This is a genomic window from Klebsiella sp. 18074 (assembly GCF_902705905.1).
Taxonomy (GTDB): Bacteria; Pseudomonadota; Gammaproteobacteria; order Enterobacterales; family Enterobacteriaceae; genus Klebsiella; species Klebsiella terrigena.
On record NZ_CACSIS010000010.1, the window covers coordinates 22,753 to 42,214 of the forward strand.

The window sequence follows — 19,462 nt, forward strand, 5'->3', positions numbered from 1 at the left end:
TCTGGAGTAAACCACCATGTCTGAAGGCTGGAATATTGCCATACTGGGCGCAACGGGCGCCGTCGGCGAAGCCCTGCTCGAAACCCTTGCTGAACGTCAGTTCCCGGTGGGTGATATTTACGCCCTGGCGCGTAACGAAAGCGCGGGCGAACATCTGCGCTTCAACGGTAAGTCGGTCATCGTACAGGACGCCGCGGAGTTTGACTGGACCCAGGCCCAGCTGGCCTTTTTCGCCGCCGGCGTCGAAGCTACGGCGGCCTACGTTGATGAGGCGACTAACTCAGGCTGTCTGGTTATCGACCTCAGCGGCCTGTTCGCGCTGGAGCCGGACGTCCCGCTGGTCGTGCCGGACGTCAACCCATTCGTGCTGGCTGATTACCGCAATCGTAACGTTATTGCCGTGGCCAACAGCCTGACCAGCCAGTTACTGGCCGCGCTCAAGCCGCTGATTGACGAAGGCGGCCTGTCGCGTATTCAGGTCACCAGCCTGCTCTCCGTTTCTGCCCACGGTAAAAAAGCCGTCAGCGCGCTGGCAGGCCAGAGCGCTAAGCTGCTCAACGGCATGCCGATTGATGAAGATGATTACTTTGGTCGTCAGCTGGCGTTCAACATGCTGCCCATTCTGCCCGATCGTGAAGGCAGCGTGCTGGAAGAGCGGCGTATCGTCGACGAAGTACGGAAAATCCTCCAGGATGAAGGGCTGATGATCTCCGCAAGCGTGGTCCAGTCGCCGGTATTCTACGGCCATGCGCAGGTGGTTAATTTCGAAGCCATGCGTCCGCTGGCCGCAGAAGAGGCGCGCGATGCCTTCGTACGCGGCGAAGATATCGAGCTGTCCGAAGCGCGCGAGTTTCCGACTCAGGTTGGCGACGCCTCCGGCACCAGCCAACTCTCCGTCGGCTGCGTGCGTAACGATTACGGGATGCCGGAGCAGATTCAGTTCTGGTCCGTTGCCGACAACGTCCGCTTCGGCGGCGCGCTGATGGCGGTCAAAACCGCTGAGAGGCTGGTGCAGGAGTATTTTTACTGATGTCTGAGATGGAGCAGCAGCCGGTCTGTAAAATCGCGCTGGGCATCGAGTACGACGGCAGTAAATATTACGGCTGGCAGCGGCAGAACGAAGTACGTAGCGTGCAGGAGAAGCTGGAAAAGGCGCTCTCGCAGGTGGCGAATGAACCGATTAACGTCTTCTGCGCGGGCCGCACCGACGCCGGCGTTCATGGCACCGGACAGGTGGTGCATTTTGAAACGCGTGCGCTGCGTAAAGACGCGGCCTGGACGCTGGGCGTGAATGCGAATCTGCCTGGTGACATTGCCGTGCGGTGGGTTAAACATGTGCCGGAAGAGTTCCACGCGCGCTTCAGCGCAACGGCGCGCCGCTACCGCTACGTTATCTATAATCATCGGCTGCGCCCGGGGGTATTAAGCCAGGGGGTGACCCATTATCACCAGCCTCTGGATGCCGAACGGATGCAGCGTGCGGCGCAGTGCCTGCTGGGTGAGAATGATTTTACCTCGTTCCGTGCGCTGCAGTGCCAGTCGCGTACGCCCTGGCGCAACATGAAGCACATTAGCGTCACCCGTTATGGCGCATATGTGGTGGTCGATATCAAAGCAAACGCCTTTGTACATCATATGGTAAGGAACATTGTCGGCAGCCTGATGGAAGTAGGGGCCGGTAACCAGCCAGAGAGCTGGATTGCAGAACTTCTGGCGGCAAAAGACAGGAAGCTAGCCGCCGCGACGGCCAAAGCCGAGGGACTGTATCTGGTGTCGGTTGATTATCCGGCCCATTTCGATCTGCCGGTGATGCCGATGGGCCCGCTATTTCTGGCGGACTGACGTATACGCCTCATCCTTCAGGCCGCCGCGTTGCCAGCCGCGCTGGTTTTCCCGGACCCGCTTTTTTGCGCGCGTTCCGGGAGCTGTCGCTCGGCCGCCTGGCTGCGCCGCGAAGGATTTTACGTATTGCTATTAAGGACTAAAACGGTATGGACCTGATCCGCTTTTTAATTGATTTCATCCTGCATATAGATGTACACCTGGCCGAACTGGTTGCCGAGTACGGTATCTGGGTTTATGCCATTCTGTTTTTGATTTTGTTTTGCGAAACGGGTCTGGTGGTGACACCGTTCCTGCCGGGAGATTCGCTGCTGTTTGTTGCCGGGGCGCTGTCTGCGCTGCCGACTAACGATCTGAACGTGCATCTGATGGTGGTGCTGATGGTTATCGCGGCGATTCTCGGCGATGCCCTGAACTACACCATCGGCCGGCTGTTCGGGGAAAAGCTCTTCAGTAATCCTGACTCAAAAATCTTCCGCCGCAGCTATCTGGACAAGACCCACGCGTTCTACGAGCGTCACGGCGGCAAAACCATTATCCTCGCTCGCTTCGTGCCGATTGTCAGAACCTTTGCGCCATTTGTGGCGGGAATGGGCCACATGTCCTATCGTCATTTTGCGGCCTATAACGTTGTTGGCGCGCTGCTGTGGGTGCTGCTGTTCACCTACGCAGGCTACCTGTTTGGCGATTTACCGATCGTCCAGGAAAACCTGAAGCTGCTGATTGTGGCGATTATTCTCCTGTCCGTGCTGCCGGGAGTGATTGAAATCATTCGCCACAAGCGCGCGGCGGCTAAGCAGTCAAAATAATCACCGTAGCCTAATCTTCTTCGGGCGGAGCGCCGCCGCCCGAAGAGTGAAGTGTGAGCGGTACGACCACTTTTTTATCCCATGTGACGGGATGTTATGATTTAATGTGCAACATTCATGGTCTGTAAGGGTCAAAAATGGCATTATGCGCCCCTTACGACAAAACTGGCATCGACCAGGTTCAGGCAGAAAGGTTATCAATGAGCTGGATTGAACGAATTAAAAGCAATATAACTCCCACCCGCAAGGCAAGCATTCCTGAGGGTGTATGGACCAAGTGCGACAGTTGCGGTCAGGTATTGTACCGCGCAGAGCTGGAGCGCAACCTGGAGGTTTGCCCTAAGTGCGATCACCATATGCGTATGTCGGCGCGTAATCGCCTGCATAGCCTGTTGGACGAAGGTTCCCTCGTGGAGCTGGGAAGCGAGCTCGAGCCGAAAGATGTGCTGAAGTTCCGCGATTCGAAAAAATACAAAGACCGCCTGGCGTCGGCTCAAAAAGAGACCGGCGAGAAAGATGCGCTGGTGGTCATGAAAGGCACCCTGTACGACATGCCGGTTGTCGCCGTTGCTTTTGAATTCGCCTTTATGGGCGGTTCGATGGGCTCGGTGGTGGGCGCGCGCTTCGTACGTGCCGTTGAGCAGGCGTTGGAAGACAACTGCCCGCTGGTTTGCTTCTCAGCGTCCGGCGGCGCGCGCATGCAGGAAGCGCTGATGTCGCTCATGCAGATGGCGAAAACGTCAGCCGCGCTGGCGAAAATGCAGGAGCGCGGTTTACCGTATATCTCCGTGCTGACCGACCCGACGATGGGCGGTGTATCGGCGAGCTTTGCGATGCTCGGCGATCTCAACATCGCGGAACCGAAAGCGCTGATCGGCTTTGCCGGTCCACGCGTTATCGAGCAAACCGTGCGCGAAAAGCTGCCGCCAGGATTCCAGCGCAGCGAGTTCCTGATTGAAAAAGGGGCGATCGACATGATCGTACGTCGCCCTGAAATGCGCCTGAAGCTGGCCAGTATTCTGGCGAAGCTGATGAATCTCCCGGCACCGTGCCCGGAGGTTCATCATGAAGGCGACGTGGTACCGCCGGTACCGGATCAGGAACCAGAGGCCTGATAATGCAGAGGGCAGGCCTGACGGTGCTGCCCTTTTTTTATATTCAAATAGCTACGCGACATCGTCCTGACCTGACCGCTTCGCGGCACGCTGAAGGATGAGCGTATTTACCGTTAACTCTTGCGGACATCATGGAAAAAGAACCTATTCCTCAGGCCACGTCGCCCCTGGCTACGTGGCTTTCTTATCTGGAGCATCTGCACAGCAAAACTATCGATCTCGGGCTGACGCGGGTGAACGAAGTTGCCGGGCGGATGGCGGTAGTGAAACCCGCACCGTTCGTCTTTACGGTGGCGGGAACCAACGGTAAGGGGACCACCTGCCGTACGCTGGAGTCGGTGCTGATGGCGGCGGGCTATAGGGTCGGCGTCTACAGTTCCCCGCATCTGGTGCGCTATACCGAACGCGTTCGCGTGCAGGGAGAGGAGCTGCCGGAAGCGGCGCATACTGCCTCTTTCGCCGAAATCGAAGCCGCGCGCGGTGAAATCTCCCTGAGCTATTTTGAGTTCGGTACGCTCTCCGCGCTGTGGCTGTTTAAGCAGGCGCAGCTGGATGTCGTTATCCTTGAGGTTGGGCTCGGCGGTCGCCTTGATGCGACAAATATCGTTGATGCCGACGTGGCGGTGGTGACCAGCATTGCGCTCGATCATACCGACTGGCTGGGGCCGGATCGGGAGAGCATCGGCCGCGAAAAGGCCGGTATTTTCCGCTCAGGCCGGCCGGCCATCGTCGGTGAGCCGGATATGCCCCATACCATCGCCGACGTTGCGGCCGAAAAAGGCGCGGTGCTGCGGCGTCGCGGCGTCGACTGGCGCTACGCGAGCGGCGAGCAGGGGTGGGATTTCAGCGATGAGCAGGGGACGCTGGCGGGACTGCCGTTGCCTCAGGTGCCCATGCCGAATGCGGCTACGGCGCTTGCCGCGCTGCGCGCCAGCGGGCTGACGGTGGGCGAGCAGGCGATTCGCGACGGCATTAGGCAGGCGATGCTGCCCGGGCGTTTCCAGATAATTGGCGAGGCACCGCGCGTGATCCTCGACGTTGCCCATAATCCGCACGCGGCGGCGTATCTGGCCGGGCGTCTCAAAAGCCTGCCGAAAACGGGGCGCGTGCTGGCGGTTATTGGTATGCTGCATGATAAGGATATTGCCGGTACGCTGGCAAACCTGATGGCTGAAGTTGATTGCTGGTACTGCGCGCCGCTGGAAGGGCCGCGTGGGGCAACGGCGGAGCAGCTGCTGGAGCATTTGCGTGCAGGGAGAGCCTGTGCAGACGTCGCTCAAGCATGGCATGCGGCCATGGCCGATGCCGGACCTGAAGATACGGTGCTGGTGTGTGGCTCATTCCACACGGTAGCGCACGTAATGGAAGAAATAGACGCGGGGAGAATCGGTGGCGAGTAAGTTTCAGAACCGTTTAGTCGGGACGATTGTGCTGGTGGCGCTGGGGGTTATTATCCTCCCAGGGCTGCTTGACGGTCAGAAAAAACACTATCAGGATGAGTTTGCGGCGATCCCGCTGGTGCCAAAGCCGGGCGATCGCGATGAGCCTGATATGCTACCGGCGGCAACGCAGGCCTTGCCTGCCCAGCCTCCGGAAGGGGCGGCAGAAGAGGTGAGGGCCGGAAATGCGGCGGCGCCGTCGCTGGATCCGTCGCGCATCCCGGTAAACAATAACAGCTTCGATGATGTCCAGGAGCCGGTTGTCGCGCCAAAGCCGCAGCCGAAACCTCAGGCCCAGCCGAAGCCGCAACCTCAGCCGCAGCCTAAGCCGGTCGAGAAGCCTCAGCAGGCGCCGCCGCAGCAAACTGCCGCCCAGACGCCGGCGCCGAAGCCAGCTGAAATTCCTGCACCGACCGGCAGAGCCTACGTGGTGCAGCTGGGCGCGTTGAAGAACGCGGACAAGGTCAACGAAATCGTCGGTAAGCTGCGCTCCTCCGGGTTCAAGGTTTACACGTCGCCTTCAACGCCGGTGCAGGGGAAAATCACCCGCATTCTGGTTGGCCCTGATGCGTCGAAAGATAAGCTGAAAGGCCAGCTTGGCGATCTGAAGCAGCTGTCGGGTCTGAGCGGCGTGGTGATGGGATACACGCCAAACTAGCCTTGCTATTCAGTCTGATAGCGTTGAAGAACGCCGAGGCTTGTGCCGGGCAAGAAGGCATTCTTCCTTGCCCGGTCAGGGTCGGGCAGATCGGTGGGCCGTCGGGCCCTCCATCCCGCTTGCTGTCGGCGAGCAAAGGGGCTGGATCCCTTACCTGACGCGCCCTGCAGAGGCGAAAGGCAGCATGGCGTTGAATGTTTTTTCAGCGCCATTTTTATTTCTGTAGGGCATGGAAATCCCTACGCAAACGTTTTCTTTTTCTGTTAGAATGCGCCCCGAACCGGACGACAGGGCGTAAAATCGTAGGATGTATATGGTCTGGATTGATTACGCCATTATTGCGGTGATTGGTTTTTCCTGTCTGGTAAGCCTGATCCGCGGCTTTGTTCGTGAAGCGTTATCGCTGGTAACCTGGGGATGTGCTTTCTTTGTTGCCAGTCATTACTACACTTACCTGGCTGTCTGGTTCACGGGCTTTGAAGACGAAATGGTCCGCAATGGGATTGCTATCGCGATACTGTTTATCGCAACGCTTATCGTCGGCGCTATCGTTAACTACGTGATTAGCGCACTGGTAGAGAAAACCGGCCTGTCGGGTACCGACAGGGTGTTAGGGATCTGTTTTGGCGCTCTCCGTGGCGTGCTGATTGTCTCGGCGATCCTGTTCTTTCTCGATAGTTTTACCGGTATGGCGAAGAGCGACGACTGGCAAAAGTCGGAGCTTATCCCGCAGTTCAGTTTCGTTATCAGATGGTTTTTTGACTATCTGCAGAGCTCGTCAAGTTTCTTGCCCAAAGCATAAGCGTTGGGATGTAGCTGAACGAGGAAAAGACGTATGTGCGGTATTGTCGGTATCGCCGGTGTTATGCCGGTCAACCAGTCGATTTATGACGCGTTAACGGTGCTTCAGCATCGTGGCCAGGATGCCGCAGGCATCATCACCATTGATGCAAATAATTGCTTCCGCTTGCGTAAGGCAAACGGGCTGGTGAGCGATATTTTTGAGGCTCGCCACATGCAGCGTATGCAGGGCAACATGGGGATCGGCCACGTCCGTTACCCTACGGCTGGCAGCTCCAGCGCCTCCGAGGCTCAGCCTTTCTACGTTAACTCGCCGTATGGCATTACGTTGGCACATAACGGTAACCTGACCAACGCACACGAGCTGCGTAAAAAGCTGTTTGAAGAAAAACGCCGCCACATCAACACCACCTCCGATTCTGAAATTCTGCTCAATATTTTCGCCAGCGAGCTGGATAACTTCCGCCATTATCCGCTGGAAGCCGACAATATCTTTGCGGCAATTGCTGCGACCAATCGGCAGATTCGCGGCGCCTATGCCTGCGTGGCGATGATTATCGGCCACGGTATGGTGGCGTTTCGCGATCCGAACGGTATTCGCCCGCTGGTGCTGGGCAAGCGTGATATTGGCGACGGCCGTACCGAGTACATGGTGGCCTCCGAAAGCGTGGCGCTGGATACGCTGGGCTTTGAGTTCCTGCGCGACGTTGCGCCGGGTGAAGCGGTGTACATCACCGAAAAAGGCCAGCTGTTTACCCGCCAGTGTGCGGAGAACCCGGTCAGCAACCCGTGCCTCTTTGAGTACGTCTATTTTGCCCGTCCGGACTCCTTCATCGATAAGATCTCCGTCTACAGCGCTCGCGTGAATATGGGGACTAAGCTGGGCGAGAAGATTGCCCGCGAATGGGAAGATCTGGACATTGACGTGGTCATTCCGATTCCGGAAACCTCCTGCGACATCGCGCTGGAAATTGCCCGTATTCTCGACAAGCCTTATCGTCAGGGCTTCGTTAAAAACCGCTACGTCGGCCGTACTTTTATCATGCCGGGCCAGCAGCTGCGTCGTAAATCAGTACGTCGTAAGCTCAACGCTAACCGCGCCGAGTTCCGTGATAAAAACGTCCTGCTGGTCGATGACTCCATCGTTCGCGGCACCACCTCGGAGCAGATTATCGAGATGGCGCGCGAAGCGGGTGCGAAGAAGGTCTATCTGGCCTCCGCTGCGCCGGAGATTCGCTTCCCGAACGTCTACGGCATCGATATGCCGACGGCCACCGAGCTGATCGCTCACGGTCGTGAAGTTGACGAAATTCGGCAGATCATCGGCGCTGACGGCCTAATCTTCCAGGATCTGAACGATCTGATCGACGCCGTGCGGGCCGAGAATCCGGATATTCAGCAGTTTGAGTGTTCGGTATTTAATGGTGTGTACGTCACTAAGGACGTCGATCAGCAGTATCTTGATTATCTCGACTCTCTGCGTAACGACGATGCCAAAGCGGTGCAGCGTCAGAACGAAGTGGAAAACTTAGAGATGCATAACGAAGGCTAAGCCACGCCTTTGTTGTCAAAGCCCGCCGTCGTCAGGACTGCGGGCTTTTTGTTTTTCGGGCCCCGGCTAGCGGGCCACCGGACTTGCGTCCGGTGCTATAATCCGGCAAAGTCTGCGACTCTAAGCAGAAGGGGCAACCATCGTGAAACGACTTATCATTGGAATTTCTGGCGCCAGCGGTGCCGTTTACGGCGTACGGCTGCTACAGATATTGCGCGATGTCGCGGATGTTGAAACCCATCTGATCATGAGCCAGGCGGCGCGGCAGACTCTGGCGCTGGAGACCGACTACTCGCTGCGCGAAGTTCAGGGACTGGCTGATGTCGTCCACGATGCCCGCGATATCGCCGCCAGCATCTCTTCCGGCTCGTTTAAAACGGCCGGGATGGTGATACTACCCTGCTCGATGAAAACGCTTTCAGGCATTGTTCATAGCTATACCGATGGTCTGCTGACCCGGGCGGCGGACGTGGTGCTGAAAGAGCGTCGTCCGCTGGTGCTCTGCGTGCGCGAAACGCCGTTCCACCTCGGACACCTGCGTCTGCTGGTCCAGGCGGCGGAAATGGGCGCGGTTATCATGCCCCCGGTTCCGGCCTTCTATCATCGTCCGCAAACCCTGGACGACGTGATCAACCAGACGGTCAATCGCGTTATCGATCAGTTCGATATCACGCTGCCGCAGGACCTGTTTGCCCGCTGGCAGGGGGCCTGATAGCGCGCTAAAATAGTGCGCTTTATGATTCTTTGCGCCCCGATGGTGCAATTTTGTCGCCCCGATCAAATCCTCAACATTTAATTTGTTTTTTTGCGTTTCGACGCTGCGGTTTCTCCGTTAATACTGGTATCTTCCCTTTCAAGACAATCCTGCAACTTTATATTAACAAATTTAACGCTGTTTCCAGCACGCACTGAGAAAATGGCACAAAAACTGCAGGATACGTCGGCACTACACATAACTAACAACGCACCGCATAACAACATCACGACACTTAAGGGTATTGTATGAAGAAGACGATCCTGGCTCTCTCTTTAATTATGGGAATTAGCAGTGCTTCCAGCGTCTTTGCAGCTCTGCCGCAAAGCATCCGTATCGGTACCGATGCCACCTACGCGCCATTCTCCTCTAAGGACGCCAAAGGTGATTTCGTCGGCTTTGACATCGATTTGGGTAACGAACTCTGTTCGCGTATCAAGGTAAAATGTACCTGGGTAGGGAGTGATTTTGATTCACTGATCCCGTCGCTGAAGGCGAAGAAAATTGACGCCATCATCTCTTCATTATCGATTACCGAAAAACGTCAGCAGGAGATTGCCTTCTCTGACAAGCTTTATGCCGCAGACTCCCGTCTGATTGCGCCGAAAGGCTCCACCATCCAGCCGACCCTGGAGTCGCTGAAGGGCAAGCACGTCGGCGTACTGCAGGGCTCTACTCAGGAGTCTTACGGTAACGAACGCTGGCGCAGTAAAGGCGTAGACGTGGTGGCCTATCAGAACCAGGACCTGATCTACTCTGACCTCGCCGCCGGTCGTCTTGACGCCGCGCTGCAGGATGAAGTGGCCGCCAGCGAAGGGTTCCTCAAGCAGCCTGCCGGCAAAGATTTCGCCTTTGCCGGTCCCTCAGTCAAAGACAAACAGTTCTTCGGTGATGGCACCGGTATTGGCCTGCGCAAGGCGGACGGCGAGCTGAAAGCGGCCTTCGACAAAGCGTTGGGTGAAATGCGTAAAGACGGCACCTACGACAAGATGGCGAAGAAGTACTTCGACTTTAACGTTTACGGTGACTAAGCATGCGCGGGCCCGGTATACCGGGCCCTTTAGCGTGGCGATAGCGATGAATGCCCCTTATTGGTGCATTCATCGTATCGCCGTCTCATTTTGGTGCAAAAAATGCATAGTTAAGCGTTTATGATGCGAAAAAATTTGCTCCCCAGCGCAGAATGTTTTGCCATATCGGGGAGAAAAGTGGCACGATAACTGGCGTAAGTACTTCTAATAAACCCATTAGAATGACAGTTTGTTGAGGATAGTTATGAAAAAACTGGCGTTGTCTCTTTCTTTAGCGCTGGCCCTTTCCAGCGTTTCCACGGTATTCGCAGCAATTCCGCAAAAGGTTCGTATCGGTACAGATCCCACTTATGCCCCGTTTGAATCGAAAAATGCGCAGGGTGAGTTGATTGGTTTTGACATCGATCTGGCCAAAGAGCTGTGTAAGCGCATCAATACGCAATGTACCTTCGTTGAAAACCCGCTGGACGCGCTGATCCCCTCTTTAAAAGCGAAGAAAATCGATGCGATTATGTCTTCGCTTTCTATTACTGAAAAACGCCAGCAGGAAATTGCCTTCACCGACAAACTTTATGCTGCCGATTCCCGCCTGGTGGTGAAAAAGGGCAGCGATATCACGCCGGATCTTACTCGCCTGAAGGGCAAGCGTATCGGCGTGCTGCAGGGCACAACCCAGGAAACTTACGGCAACGAGCACTGGGCGCCAAAAGGGATTGAGATTGTCTCCTATCAGGGCCAGGACAATATCTATTCCGACCTGACCGCTGGCCGCATTGACGCTGCGTTCCAGGATGAAGTGGCCGCCAGCGAAGGCTTCCTCAAGCAGCCGGTAGGTAAAGACTATCAGTTTGGCGGCCCGTCCATTAAGGACGAGAAGCTGTTTGGCGTCGGCACCGGCATGGGCCTGCGTAAAGACGACAACGAGCTGCGTGAAGCGCTGAACAAAGCCTTCGCCGAAATGCGCAAAGATGGCACCTATGACAAGCTGGCGAAAAAATATTTCGATTTTAACGTGTACGGCGACTAACCATCACGCGTACGCCACCGCGCGTATTTTCGCGCGCGGTGGTCGATGATAGACAGGGCAGACAGCATGCTGTACGGGTTTTCACAGGTAATATTGCAGGGCGCTCTTGTCACGCTGGAGCTGGCCCTTAGTTCGGTTGTGCTGGCGGTCCTGATTGGTCTGGCCGGCGCCGGCGCGAAGCTATCGAGCAATCGACCGCTGGCGCTGGTATTTGAAGGCTACACCACCTTAATTCGTGGCGTACCGGATCTGGTGCTGATGCTGCTGATTTTCTACGGGCTGCAGATTGCACTGAACACGCTCACCGATGCGTTGGGAATGTCGCAGTTTGACATCGACCCGATGATTGCAGGCATCATCACGCTGGGCTTTATCTACGGCGCATACTTTACTGAAACCTTCCGTGGCGCCTTCCTCGCGGTACCGAAAGGACATATCGAAGCGGCGACCGCCTTTGGTTTCAGCGGCGGGCAGACGTTTCGGCGCATTCTGTTCCCGTCGATGATGCGCTATGCGCTGCCGGGGATCGGCAACAACTGGCAGGTTATCCTGAAAGCCACGGCGCTGGTTTCGCTGCTGGGGCTGGAGGATGTGGTGAAAGCGACGCAGCTGGCGGGGAAAAGCACCTGGCAGCCGTTCTATTTTGCCATCGTCTGCGGTCTGATTTATCTCGTATTTACAACGATTTCCAATGGTGTGCTGCTGCTGCTTGAACGCCGTTATACCGTGGGCGTGAAGAGGGCTGACCTGTGATTGAGATCATTCAGGAGTACTGGAAATCCCTGCTGTGGACCGACGGCTACCGCTTTACCGGCGTCGCCATCACGCTGTGGCTGTTAATCTCCTCGGTGGTGATGGGCGGCGTGCTGGCGATTTTTCTCGCCATCGGGCGCGTCTCCAGCAATAAGTACATTCAGTTTCCGATCTGGCTTTTTACCTATATTTTCCGCGGCACGCCGCTCTACGTGCAGCTGCTGGTGTTTTACTCCGGTATGTATACGCTGGAAATTGTCAAAGGTACCGAGCTGCTGAACGCCTTCTTCCGCAGCGGCCTGAACTGTACGGTGCTGGCGCTGACGCTGAATACCTGTGCCTATACGACGGAGATTTTTGCCGGGGCGATTCGTTCGGTTCCCGCCGGTGAAATTGAGGCGGCGCGGGCGTATGGTTTTTCATCGGCCAAACTGTATCGCTGCATTATTCTCCCCTCCGCGCTGCGCATCGCGCTGCCGGCGTACAGTAATGAAGTGATTCTGATGCTGCACTCCACAGCGCTGGCCTTTACCGCCACGGTGCCGGATCTGCTGAAAATTGCCCGTGATATTAACTCGGCGACCTATCAGCCGTTTACCGCCTTCGGCATTGCCGCGGTGCTGTACTTAATTATCTCGTATATGCTGATTAGCCTGTTCCGCAAAGCGGAAAAGCGCTGGCTGCAGCATATAAAACCTTCTTCGACGCACTGAGAACGCCATGTCCGACAATAAATTAAACGTTATCGATCTCCATAAACGTTACGGCGAGCATGAGGTGCTGAAAGGTGTCTCGATGCGGGCAGAAGCCGGGGACGTTATCAGCATCATCGGCTCATCGGGTTCCGGTAAAAGTACCTTTTTGCGCTGTATTAACTTCCTTGAGAAACCGAGCGAAGGCACGATTGTGGTGAGCGGGCAGAATATTGGCCTGGTGCGCGACAAGGATGGTCAGCTCAAGGTTGCGGATAAAAACCAGCTGCGCCTGCTGCGCACCCGTCTGACGATGGTATTCCAGCATTTCAACCTGTGGAGCCATATGACGGTGCTGGAAAACGTCATGGAAGCGCCCATTCAGGTGCTGGGGCTAAGCAAGCAGGAAGCGCGGGTACGGGCAGAAAAGTACCTGGCGAAAGTCGGTATTGACGAGCGTCAGCAGATCAAATATCCGGTGCATCTTTCCGGCGGTCAGCAGCAGCGCGTGTCCATTGCGCGCGCGCTGGCGATGGAGCCTGAAGTCCTTCTGTTCGACGAACCGACCTCTGCGCTTGACCCTGAGCTGGTGGGGGAAGTGCTGCGCATTATGCAGCAGCTGGCGGAAGAGGGGAAAACGATGGTGGTGGTGACGCACGAAATGGGCTTTGCCCGCCACGTCTCCTCGCACGTTATTTTCCTCCATCAGGGCAAGATTGAAGAGGAAGGCCATCCTGATGAGCTTTTCGGTAATCCGAAAAGCCCGCGTCTGCAGCAGTTCCTCAAGGGTTCGTTGAAGTAAATTTCACGCTCTCCCCGGCGGGGTTAACCCTGCCGGGACAGGATCAGCGCTCCAGGCGATAGATCCAGTCATCGTAGTCAACGCCGTCCAGATGCCAGGCCTTCTCGAGGATCTGGATCCGCCGGAAACCATGCTTTTCCAGCAGCCGCGAAGAACCTGAATTATCCCCGATGACCCACGCATTAATCGCGTTAACGCCGAGCCGGGTAAATCCGTAGCGGCAAACCTCCCCCAGCGCTTCACTGGCATAGCCATGCCCCTGAGCCTCAGGCAGCAGCGCGTAGCCGACGTCCGCTTCGTGCGGATTTTTACTGCTGATGCGCAGGCCGATGTCGCCAAGAGCCTCGCCGCGGCTATCGCGTAGTACGAATACGCCGGATGCTTCACGCCGCGCATCGAAGACGTTTCGCAGCGCCTCCTCGTCAAGGATAGGCCCCATAAAACGCATCACCTGAGGGTCGCTGCGCAGGCGCAGGAAAAAGGGCCAGTCGGATTCACTGAACGGAGAAAGCAGCAGGCGCGAGGTGGTTAGCGTAATCATAAGCGGGCCATAACGGGGGATCGTCCATTAACCTTAACACCAGAAAGTCCCGGATAACACGATCCTGTCCCGATCGTTGCGGCGGTTACCCGGCGGCCGGTGAGGCTGGCTGCGGCTTGTCGAGCCCGTGAAAATAGTGCAGCACGGTTTCGCTCTGCTGAGAGGCCCGCAGCTGCAGGGCCAGATTCAGGCTGTCGAGGACCTCTGCGTGTACCACCAGCGGTGAGTCTGCCGCAATTCTTGCTTCCGCGAGCAGCCAGCTGACAATGGTTTTCCAGCGCCACAGCGGCGAGTTGCCTTTTACGCGCTGTACGGGGCCGGGGAATTTGCCGGAGCCGCGCGCCCCGTCTTTCAGCAGGGCAACGGCCTGTCGTGAAAGACCGGTGAGTTCAGCGATATCGCTTAGGCCCACCAGCGTGGCGTCAACGGACTCGACCCGGGCATTCAGCTCCGATGCGGATTCGATGTTATCGATGGCAGACAGAATCGCCCGTTCGAGCGATTCGCTTTCGCGATCGAATTCCAGATACACCGCCGTTCCGTAAAAACAAACCAGCGCGTCGGCACAGCCGGCGCGATACAGCGCGTCCTCGAGATCTGGCGTGTGGGTGCTAACGCCTGATAGCGTCAGGGTAAAGTTATAGAGGGTCATAGTTTGCGATCCTTATGATTAAACCAGGCCGTCGACGTTGAACGACAGTGGTCGACCATCCTGATAATTTGCCTCGCGTGCTTCTCGGGAACGGCAGGAGTAGACCAGATGCTCATCATGTGCTCGCGATGATTGGCCGTACCGCACCTGAGCCGTCCGAAGCAGTGCGCGCTTTTCCCGCCAGCAATAAAAAATCCACCCCCGGGCGCGAGCATAATCGATGGCTGCCCTGATGTGCTTATCCGGATGTTCCTTCATCAATGTGTCCTCTGATACTGAGTGTTATGTTGACGATTGTCAACAGTGTTATGTTGACAAAACAAACACCGGGACGTTATGACAGAGAGCGAGAAAGGACGCTGGAACGAGCTTCACGGCGATAAGTGAACGGTGGCGGGAGATTGGATTACTGCGAGATAGCTTCCACGGGCGGCAGGGGAGTCCGGGAGAGCGGTAAATCTCCCGGGATTAAATTGTGTTAGCCAAGGACGTCTTTTAGCGCTTCTTCTAAATCGTACCAGCGAAAGCCAAAGCCCGCGGCTTCCAGTCGTTTTGGCAACGCGCGCTGGCCGCCGAGCACCAGTACCGAGGATTCACCCATAAGCAGGCGCATCGCCGCCGCCGGCACGCGAAAAATGGCCGGGCGATTTAGCGCCTGGCCAAGCGCGTGGGCGAACTGTTCGTTGCGTACCGGATAAGGCGAAACCATGTTAAAGGGGCCGCGCAAGTCGTTATCCAGCAGCCACAGAATAGCGTTAACCATATCGTCGATATGGATCCACGCCAGATACTGCCTGCCGCTGCCGATAGGGCCACCAAGGCCGAGCTTAAAGGCGGGGGTCATTTTGGCAAGGATGCCGCCTCTCGAGGCCAGCACAACGCCGGTTCGCAGCAGACAGACGCGGGTGCGGTCGCTTTGCGCTTCGCAGGCCAGCTGTTCCCAGCGGGCGCAGAGTTTGTGGGTGAACTCGTTGTGCGGCGGCTCTTCTTCGGTGACAACAACCTCTCCGAGGTCGCCATAATAACCTGCCGCAGAGCCGCTAATCAGCACCGCAGGCGGGGTGTCGCTGGCGTTGATGAGCGCGACCAGCTTTTGCGTGATATCCCAGCGGCTGTGGCACAGGCGCTGCTTTTGCTCCGCCGTCCAGCGCTTGTCGGCGATAGGCTCGCCCGCCAGATTGATAACGGCGTCAATGTCGTTGAGGTGCTGGTGATTGTCAAAGCCGCGCCACAGCGTGACGCGGGGATCGAGCCGGGCGCGGGCTTTTTCCGGGCTGCGCGTGGATACCGTTACGTTATGCCCCAGCTCAAGCAGCCGGGGGATGAGATGCCGACCAATCAGGCCGGTACCGCCGGTAAGCAGAATCTTCATAGCGCCTCCCTAAGAAGCCTACCGCCGCCAGCTCATGGTCATTGATACCGAGTCGGCGTAGCGTAGTGCATAGAGTTTATCGATCTCAACTTCAGCATAAGTGACCCAGTGATTTTCGCATGCGATATCGAGCACATCCTGAGTTAATTTTTCCAGTAAGAAGAAGCGGTTATTCTCAATATGGCTGATGATACGCTTGGTAATGGTGCGGTAATTCAGCGCATCGTTGATATCTTCGCTGTTGCGGGATTGATCCGCTGGGTAGTGGATGGCGACGTTGACCACCACATCCTGGCGGTTGGCGATCTCTTCCTCTTTAATACCAATAAAAGTACGCAAGCGTAGGTTTTTTATACGAATAATGGCGTCTGGCTGAGACATTGCAGGCTTCCTTCGTGTTGTCATTCCCGCAATCATACATGAAAGCGGTTCGTGCGAGCAGGGGGTTAATATTGTTGAATTTTCAGCAATGCCTGAGCGGTTGCAGGGCGCTGGCGAATACGCTCAAACCAGTTATGTACCGCCGGGAAGTTTGCCAGATCGATACGCTGGCGCTGGTGCGCGCTAATCCACGGCCAGCAGGCGATATCGGCAATGCTGTAGCGTTCTCCGCCGAGCCACGGGCTGACCTCCAGACGCCGGTTGAGCACGCTATATAGCCGCTGCGTTTCCACCTGATAGCGCTCAATGGCATAGGGAACCGTCTGCGGTGTCGAATGGTTAAAGTGCTGATTTTGCCCAAGCATCGGTCCCAGTCCGCCCACCTGCCAGAACAGCCACTGCAGCGTAACGTGGCGCTCGCGCAGCTCGCCGCTCAGCAGCTTTGCCGATTTCTCGGCGAGGTAGAGCAGAATGGCCCCGGATTCGAACAGGCTCAGCGGCGCTCCGCCGTCAGCGGGAACGTGGTCAACTATCGCCGGGATTTTATTGTTGGGTGAAAGGCTGAGAAACTGCGGGCGGAACTGTTCGCCCTTGTTGATATCGACCCGAATCAGCCGATAGGCCAGCTCAGCCTCTTCGAGGAACAGAACGATTTTTTGGCCGTTTGGGGTGGGTGCGTAGTAAAGATCGATCATGATGTCTCCCGCCGTCGTGGGTCGCCAGTTTTCGAGTATAGGTGACCTGGCGTATTACGGGAGCGCAGGGCAGAAATTCAGCGCGCCGCGGTGGACGGAGACCTCATTTCGCGCACCAGGGCGATAAACGCCTGCAGCCCCGGCGGGATATGGCGGCGGCCCGGGTAGTAGAGGGAGAGGCCGCCAAAAGAAGGGCACCAGTCGTCCATCACGCTGATGAGCCTGCCGCCGGCAAGATCGTCCTGGATAAACCAGTCAGAAATAAACGCCAGCCCGATCCCCGCCAGCGCCGCGCGGTGAATAGCCTGCATCTCGCTAAGAATAATGCGCGGCGGGACGTTAAGCGCCATTTTTTGCCCATCCCTCTCGAGCTCCCAGCGATAAATTCCGCCGTGTGACATACGCATGCTAATCCCCTGATGATGCATAAGATCGTCCGGACCTTGCGGAACGCCGTGGCGGGCAAAATAGTCCGGGGTGCCGACGATCAGCATCCGCGCGTCGGGCGTCAGGGTGACGGCAATCATATCCTGCGGCAGCGACTCCGCCAGGCGGATCCCCGCGTCGTAGCCTTCGGCAACGATATCCACCAGCCGGGATTCGGTGGTGATATCCAGGCGCATGGATGGATAGCGCTTGAGGAAGGTCTCGAAAATATCAAACAGTAGGGCAACGCTTTCCCGCGGCGCGTTGATCCGCAGCGTCCCGCTCGGCATTTCAGGCCGGGTGGCGACCTCCTCCGAGGCGCGCTGGATTTCGGCTACGGCGGGCGCTATCCGCTCAACGTAACGCTGTCCGGCTTCGGTCAACGCGACGCTGCGGGTCGTACGATTGAACAGGCGCACGTTCAGGCGGGCCTCCAGTCCGGCAACGGCGTTGCTGACGGCGGTCGCCGACATACCCAGCTCCCGGGCCGCTGCCCGAAAGCTTTGCCGGTGCGCGACGGCGAGGAGGACTGCGAGTTCGGTAATACCGCTACGCTGCATAATTATCCCGATTTTCGTAACAGACTGTGTTGATTATACCCGCTTATCGCGGCAATACGACGACCCTATACTGCCGGGTATCCAGCAAGGTGGGGAGAGCGTTATGCAGAACATCAACCAAATTTATATCAACGGCCAGTTTGTCACGCCGCACGGTAGCGAAGAGTTTGCACTGTTTAATCCGGCGACCGAAGCGACGATTGGCCGGGTCCGACTGGCTGACGAACGGGATGCGGAGCAGGCGATTGCTGCGGCAAAGGCGGCATTTCCGGCGTGGTCGCGGACGACGAAAGAGGAGCGTTTGGCGGTGCTGGAACGCATGTACCTTGCCGTTCAGGCGCGGGAGGCCGACCTGCTGGAAGCGATTGTCACGGAATACGGCGCACCGGCTTCCCGCTCGCAATGGATGGCGGCGTGGCCGGCGCAAACCATCAGGCAGGCGATGGTCACGCTGGAGTGTTTTGAGTTCGTCGAGCAGGCCGGGCGTGCCCGGGTGGTGATGACGCCGGTCGGCGTCGCGGGATTGATTACGCCGTGGAACAGCGATGCCGGTTTTATTTGCAGCAAGCTGGCGACGGCGATGGCGGCAGGCTGTACGGCGGTGATTAAGCCGAGTGAGATGAGCGCCTGGCAGACGCAAATTATTAGCGAAGCGCTGCATGCGGCTGGGATCCCGGCGGGCGTATTTAATATCGTCACCGGGCGCGGCGAGGTCGTGGGGGATGTCATTAACCATCACCCCGATATCGCAAAAATTTCGTTTACCGGCTCAACCGCCGTCGGCAAACATATTATCGAAAGCGGGGCGCAAACGCTCAAGCGCGTGACGCTGGAGCTTGGAGGCAAGTCGCCCACCGTGATTCTTGATGATGCGGATATCGAGCTGGCGGTTCCGCTGGCGCTGGCGGCCGGGTTTATGAACAGCGGGCAGGCGTGCGTTGCCGGCACGCGTATTTTGCTCCCCGCCCGGCGCCAGGCCGAGTTTGAGCAGGCTATCGTACAGGCCGTTGAAGCCGACTATAAGTCTGGCGACCCGCGCGATCCGCGGACCGTGATTGGCCCGATGGTCAGCCATAAGCAGTGGCAGCGGGTGCAGGATTATATCCGCCTTGGCCAGCAGGAGGGCGCCCGGGTGCTGACGGGAGGCGTTGGCCGGCCGCAGGGCATGGAAAAAGGCTGGTGCGTTAAACCGACCGTGTTCAGCGATGCGCATAATCAAATGCGTATCGCGCGGGAAGAGATTTTTGGCCCGGTGCTGGTCATTATCCCTTATCAGGACGAGGCTGAAGCAATTGCGATTGCCAACGACACCGCGTACGGACTGAGCGCGCTGGTATTATGCGGCGATCGCCAGCGCGGGACGGAGGTGGCGCTGGCGATTGAGTCCGGGCGCGTGCTGGTCAATACCCTCGAACATGAGCCGCAGGCGCCGTTTGGCGGGTTCAAGCAATCCGGGGTGGGGCGTGAAATGGGGAGATGGGGAATGCAGGCCTATCTGGAGCCGAAAACGCTGCTTGTTGGCTAGTGCAAAATCCTCATGGTGCGGTAAGTGACATCCCT

The 19,462-nt window shown here is 57.3% G+C and carries 22 protein-coding genes and 1 pseudogene; 15 read left to right on the forward strand and 8 right to left on the reverse strand.

Annotated features, from left to right (window positions below):
* Positions 1–16 precede the first annotated feature (16 nt).
* The 9 genes from GVK32_RS11690 to GVK32_RS11730 all read left to right on the forward strand — a co-directional run bounded on the left by GVK32_RS11690 (position 17) and on the right by GVK32_RS11730 (position 8,928).
* Complete coding sequence (locus GVK32_RS11690; protein ID WP_159865824.1) at positions 17–1,030, forward strand: aspartate-semialdehyde dehydrogenase; 1,014 nt, start codon at positions 17–19, stop codon at positions 1,028–1,030.
* On the forward strand, positions 1,030–1,842 hold the full coding sequence (gene truA, locus GVK32_RS11695) for a tRNA pseudouridine(38-40) synthase TruA (RefSeq protein ID WP_159865827.1): 813 nt from the start codon (positions 1,030–1,032) through the stop codon (positions 1,840–1,842). The genes GVK32_RS11690 and truA overlap by 1 nt, the downstream gene beginning before the upstream one ends.
* A gap of 149 nt (positions 1,843–1,991) precedes the next feature.
* Entirely contained in the window at positions 1,992–2,651 is a 660-nt protein-coding gene (locus GVK32_RS11700; protein ID WP_159865830.1) for a DedA family protein, read from the forward strand.
* A 200-nt stretch (positions 2,652–2,851) separates the two neighbouring features.
* Positions 2,852–3,766 (forward strand): acetyl-CoA carboxylase, carboxyltransferase subunit beta, encoded by a 915-nt coding sequence (gene accD / locus GVK32_RS11705; protein ID WP_200842870.1) that lies wholly within the window; start codon positions 2,852–2,854, stop codon positions 3,764–3,766.
* 131 nt (positions 3,767–3,897) lie between these two features.
* The gene (folC, locus tag GVK32_RS11710) at positions 3,898–5,166 is read left to right on the forward strand and encodes a bifunctional tetrahydrofolate synthase/dihydrofolate synthase (protein WP_159865836.1); all 1,269 of its coding nucleotides are present in this window, start codon (positions 3,898–3,900) and stop codon (positions 5,164–5,166) included.
* Positions 5,156–5,863, forward strand: a complete 708-nt coding sequence (gene dedD, locus GVK32_RS11715; protein ID WP_159865839.1) for a cell division protein DedD — start codon at positions 5,156–5,158, stop codon at positions 5,861–5,863. The genes folC and dedD overlap by 11 nt, the downstream gene beginning before the upstream one ends.
* A 313-nt stretch (positions 5,864–6,176) precedes the next feature.
* Positions 6,177–6,665 (forward strand): colicin V production protein, encoded by a 489-nt coding sequence (cvpA, locus tag GVK32_RS11720; protein WP_159865842.1) that lies wholly within the window; start codon positions 6,177–6,179, stop codon positions 6,663–6,665.
* Positions 6,666–6,698: 33 nt separating this feature from the next.
* Entirely contained in the window at positions 6,699–8,216 is a 1,518-nt protein-coding gene (purF, locus tag GVK32_RS11725; RefSeq protein ID WP_045856095.1) for an amidophosphoribosyltransferase, read from the forward strand.
* A 142-nt stretch (positions 8,217–8,358) separates the two neighbouring features.
* Entirely contained in the window at positions 8,359–8,928 is a 570-nt protein-coding gene (locus GVK32_RS11730) for a UbiX family flavin prenyltransferase (protein WP_041146593.1), read from the forward strand.
* A gap of 80 nt (positions 8,929–9,008) precedes the next feature.
* Here the strand turns inward: GVK32_RS11730 and GVK32_RS28885 are convergent, their stop codons facing one another.
* Positions 9,009–9,170 carry a hypothetical protein gene (locus tag GVK32_RS28885; RefSeq protein WP_161795682.1) on the reverse strand — a complete coding sequence of 54 codons (162 nt, stop codon included), beginning with the start codon at positions 9,168–9,170 and terminating at the stop codon, positions 9,009–9,011.
* A gap of 48 nt (positions 9,171–9,218) precedes the next feature.
* Here GVK32_RS28885 and argT point away from each other — a divergent pair, with 48 nt between their 5' ends.
* The 5 genes from argT (at position 9,219) to hisP (ending at position 13,275) form a co-directional block, all read left to right on the forward strand.
* Entirely contained in the window at positions 9,219–10,001 is a 783-nt protein-coding gene (gene argT / locus GVK32_RS11735; protein WP_123709415.1) for a lysine/arginine/ornithine ABC transporter substrate-binding protein ArgT, read from the forward strand.
* A gap of 244 nt (positions 10,002–10,245) precedes the next feature.
* Positions 10,246–11,028, forward strand: a complete 783-nt coding sequence (hisJ, locus tag GVK32_RS11740) for a histidine ABC transporter substrate-binding protein HisJ (protein ID WP_041146591.1) — start codon at positions 10,246–10,248, stop codon at positions 11,026–11,028.
* Positions 11,029–11,094: 66 nt separating this feature from the next.
* Complete coding sequence (locus GVK32_RS11745) at positions 11,095–11,781, forward strand: histidine ABC transporter permease HisQ (RefSeq protein ID WP_159866371.1); 687 nt, start codon at positions 11,095–11,097, stop codon at positions 11,779–11,781.
* On the forward strand, positions 11,778–12,494 hold the full coding sequence (locus GVK32_RS11750) for an ABC transporter permease (RefSeq protein WP_159865845.1): 717 nt from the start codon (positions 11,778–11,780) through the stop codon (positions 12,492–12,494). The genes GVK32_RS11745 and GVK32_RS11750 overlap by 4 nt, the downstream gene beginning before the upstream one ends.
* Before the next feature lie 7 nt (positions 12,495–12,501).
* The gene (gene hisP / locus GVK32_RS11755; RefSeq protein ID WP_041146588.1) at positions 12,502–13,275 is read left to right on the forward strand and encodes a histidine ABC transporter ATP-binding protein HisP; all 774 of its coding nucleotides are present in this window, start codon (positions 12,502–12,504) and stop codon (positions 13,273–13,275) included.
* A 43-nt stretch (positions 13,276–13,318) separates the two neighbouring features.
* Here hisP and GVK32_RS11760 read toward each other — a convergent pair whose 3' ends face one another.
* The 7 genes and pseudogenes from GVK32_RS11760 to GVK32_RS11790 all read right to left on the reverse strand — a co-directional run bounded on the left by GVK32_RS11760 (position 13,319) and on the right by GVK32_RS11790 (position 17,902).
* Positions 13,319–13,816 (reverse strand): GNAT family N-acetyltransferase, encoded by a 498-nt coding sequence (locus GVK32_RS11760; protein WP_159865848.1) that lies wholly within the window; start codon positions 13,814–13,816, stop codon positions 13,319–13,321.
* A gap of 85 nt (positions 13,817–13,901) precedes the next feature.
* Complete coding sequence (locus GVK32_RS11765) at positions 13,902–14,468, reverse strand: AlpA family transcriptional regulator (protein ID WP_159865851.1); 567 nt, start codon at positions 14,466–14,468, stop codon at positions 13,902–13,904.
* Positions 14,465–14,726: pseudogene (locus GVK32_RS11770) on the reverse strand (hypothetical protein). Before GVK32_RS11770 ends, GVK32_RS11765 begins: the two are co-directional and overlap by 4 nt.
* 220 nt (positions 14,727–14,946) lie before the next feature.
* The gene (locus GVK32_RS11775) at positions 14,947–15,840 is read right to left on the reverse strand and encodes a TIGR01777 family oxidoreductase (RefSeq protein ID WP_123709411.1); all 894 of its coding nucleotides are present in this window, start codon (positions 15,838–15,840) and stop codon (positions 14,947–14,949) included.
* An 18-nt stretch (positions 15,841–15,858) separates the two neighbouring features.
* Positions 15,859–16,221, reverse strand: coding sequence for a dihydroneopterin triphosphate 2'-epimerase (gene folX, locus GVK32_RS11780; protein WP_159865854.1), 363 nt, complete (start codon positions 16,219–16,221; stop codon positions 15,859–15,861).
* Positions 16,222–16,286: 65 nt separating this feature from the next.
* Positions 16,287–16,916, reverse strand: coding sequence for a GSH-dependent disulfide bond oxidoreductase (yfcG, locus tag GVK32_RS11785; RefSeq protein WP_159865857.1), 630 nt, complete (start codon positions 16,914–16,916; stop codon positions 16,287–16,289).
* Positions 16,917–16,993: 77 nt separating this feature from the next.
* The gene (locus tag GVK32_RS11790) at positions 16,994–17,902 is read right to left on the reverse strand and encodes a LysR family transcriptional regulator (protein ID WP_159865860.1); all 909 of its coding nucleotides are present in this window, start codon (positions 17,900–17,902) and stop codon (positions 16,994–16,996) included.
* Between the two features lie 103 nt (positions 17,903–18,005).
* On the opposite strand from GVK32_RS11790, the gene GVK32_RS11795 reads away from it, so the two are divergent.
* Positions 18,006–19,427 (forward strand): aldehyde dehydrogenase family protein, encoded by a 1,422-nt coding sequence (locus GVK32_RS11795; RefSeq protein WP_159865863.1) that lies wholly within the window; start codon positions 18,006–18,008, stop codon positions 19,425–19,427.
* Positions 19,428–19,462 lie beyond the last annotated feature (35 nt).